Origin of the sequence: Nocardia seriolae NBRC 15557 (assembly GCF_007990715.1) — a bacterium.
GTDB lineage: Bacteria > Actinomycetota > Actinomycetes > Mycobacteriales > Mycobacteriaceae > Nocardia > Nocardia seriolae.
On sequence record NZ_BJWY01000252.1, the window covers coordinates 1 to 1,992 of the forward strand.

The 1,992-nt window shown below is 67.8% G+C and carries 2 protein-coding genes; both read left to right on the forward strand.

Translation table 11 applies throughout. The features are described from left to right. Positions 1 to 24: 24 nt before the first annotated feature. Positions 25 to 543: an EF-hand domain-containing protein gene (locus tag NS2_RS35535; protein ID WP_033091756.1), complete on the forward strand. Its 519-nt coding sequence runs from the start codon at positions 25 to 27 to the stop codon at positions 541 to 543. Between the two features lie 9 nt (positions 544 to 552). Beyond that, positions 553 to 1,590, forward strand: coding sequence for a hypothetical protein (locus NS2_RS35540; RefSeq protein WP_052087125.1), 1,038 nt, complete (start codon positions 553 to 555; stop codon positions 1,588 to 1,590). Positions 1,591 to 1,992 lie beyond the last annotated feature (402 nt).

Genomic DNA, 1,992 nt, shown 5'->3' on the forward strand with positions numbered 1-1,992 from the left:
GGACACTAGAAAGGAATACTTGTCATGCTCTCCGAATTCCAAACCCGCAAGGCCGATTACCGATTCGACATGCTCGACACCAACGGCAACGGTGTCCTCGAGGCGGTCGATTACCAGCTGGCCGCGCAGCGCATCGCCGCCGCCTTCGGGAAACCGGAACTGACGGCCGAACTCGAGGCCGGGCACCGGGAGATCTGGACGGCGCTGCTGGCGGCCTCCGACACCGACGGCGACGGTCAGGTCAGCCGCGCCGAATACCGGGCCGCGCTCGCGGGCGCGCTCGATGATCCCAAGGGCTTCGTCGCGGCCACCGACGCCATGGCGGATCTGGTGGTGTCGCTGTGCGGCTCCCAGCTCACCGCCGCAGATCACGACAAACTGGTCACCGCCCTCGGGGGAAACCCCGGCAGCTTCGCCCACGTCGACACCGGCGGCAAGGGCTATCTGAGCCTCGACGAGGTCAAGACCGCCGCGGCCCAGTTCTACGCCAGCGACGATCCCGACGCGCCGGGCAACTGGTTCTTCGGCGTACTTCCCTCCTGAACCGCCGCCATGAACACCGGCCCCGCGCAATCCGTGGCGACAGCCGACGCGGCACGGCGCGCGGGGCTCGGCGGCGTGCTCGTCCCGATCGCCACGGCGCTGGTGGTCGGGATCGTGTTCCTGCTCGTGTATCTCGCCGCGTTCCACACACCGCTCCCGCACCGGCTGCCGGTCGCCGTGGCGGGTACACCCGAGCAGGCCGCACGCATCCAATCCGACCTCGACAACGCTCAGCCGGGCGGCTACGCGGTGCGTGCCGTCGCCGACCGCGCGAGCGCCACCGACCTGCTGGCCGTCCGATCCGTCTATGCCGCATATCTTTTCGACAACTCCGAACTGCTCTACGCCGGGGCCAACGGCCCCTCGGTCAACAGCGATCTCGCACGTGCCCTCGCCACCGGACACGATCACCTCACCCGCACCGATGTGCTGCCCGCGACCCCCGGCGACTCCCGCGGCCTGTCGACCTTCTACACCGCGTTCGGCGTCGTGCTGGTCGGCTACCTCTACGCGCTCATGGCCTACCACGCCGCGCCCCGGCTACCGGTGGCCCACCGCGTGGCGGGCCTGGGCCTGTTCTCCCTGGCCTGCGGCGTGGCCGCCGCGCTCATCGGCGGCGGCGCCGGCTTCGACGCCCTGCCCGCGCCTGTCCTCGGCATCATCGTGGTCACCGGCCTGATGGCCTGTGCCGCAGCCTCTTTCACCCTCGTCATGATGCGGCTGACCGGTCCGCTCGGCCCGCCCCTGGCCTCGATCGTGCTGCTGATCCTCGGCAACGCCGGCAGCGGCGCGATCCTGCCCGCCGCCTACCTGCCCGCCTGGCTCCACTCCTGCGCGACACTGCTGCCGGTCGGCAGCGGAGTCCGCGCCCTGCAAGGCATGGCCTACTTCCACAACGACGGCCTGCTCACCGCGCTGCTGGTGCTGACCGTGTGGACCACCGCCTGCCTCGGCGCACTCCTGCTCAAACTCGGCCGACCGGGACCCCCGCGCAGCAGCGCGGACATCCGCCCGGAACCCGGCAACGATTCGAACCCGGATCGGTGACGGATGCGGGCGCGCCCGCTGATCCCAGGATCCGGGTCGGCGGGCCGATCGTGTTGGCATCGACGTACTGAATCTCGCCGAAACCTTTGGTTCGGTTCAGGATTCTAACGCTCGTATCAAGCTTGGCTGTAGCAGGCATGCGGCCGGGCCGCGAATCGATTCTCAAACCCGCACCCGCACAAACGATCTCATTCGAGTGGGTGATGTTCGAAACTTCTGCGCTATGCGCGCGAAGTCTCTCCGGCGTCAGTTCTACTCTGCTACAGTCATATTCGGCATTGTTGTCACGCATCCGAGGGGGATTTCCGTCGGCGTGGATCGGCATAGAGTGGTTCCAGCCGAGTCGCTTCCGTCGATTGTCTTCCATCGGGTGGCTATTGAATTCGATGTGAAGAGTTCTCG